Source organism: Bradyrhizobium sp. 31Argb (assembly GCF_043638955.1).
Taxonomy (GTDB): Bacteria; Pseudomonadota; Alphaproteobacteria; order Rhizobiales; family Xanthobacteraceae; genus Bradyrhizobium.
Window position 1 is genome coordinate 1 of the sequence record NZ_JBEGDB010000704.1, and the last position, 546, is coordinate 546.

Sequence of the window (546 nt, forward strand, 5' to 3'; positions counted from 1 at the left end):
TTGCTCGCTTCATCTGTCCGTCCTTCTTCGGGCCGGACTCTAACTCCTTCTGGAGGAAATACTCAGTGGCAGGTCAGTTGGGTGACGCTCTTTGACTGGCTCAGTTTGATCTCGTTGTTCGTCTCGATCGGTCTTCCAGCAATTGGCTTTCTTGCAAGAAACTGGATCAAGGCTCGCATCGAGAAAGGTGTTCAGCACCGTTTCGACGTCAAGATCGAAGCCTTGTGCGCCGACTTCCGCAAAAGTGAGGAGATGCTCAAAAGCGAACTGCGGGACAAAGAAGCGGAAATCGCATCACTACGCAGCAATGTCCTTGCTGGAAGCGCCAGCCGACAGGCGCTCTTGGATAAAAGGCGATTTGAAGCCGTCGAGAAGATCTGGGCCGCCATCACCCAGCACAGCAGCAAGCTCAAGTATATCTCGGGTACCGGGGCAGGCGCCAGGCCTTCCCTTGGCCTTCCCAAGCCGTCCTAGCATTACAGTTGTTTTTTTAGTGGGATTCTGAATCCATGGGCAACCATGATTCGAAGATCGTGGACGCAGGCA

Annotated in this window: 1 pseudogene; it reads left to right on the top strand. The window is 53.7% G+C overall.

The annotated features are described in order from the left end of the window. Positions 1–474 (top strand): annotated as a pseudogene (locus AAFX91_RS42365) (hypothetical protein); the annotation flags it as partial. Positions 475–546: the final 72 nt, after the last annotated feature.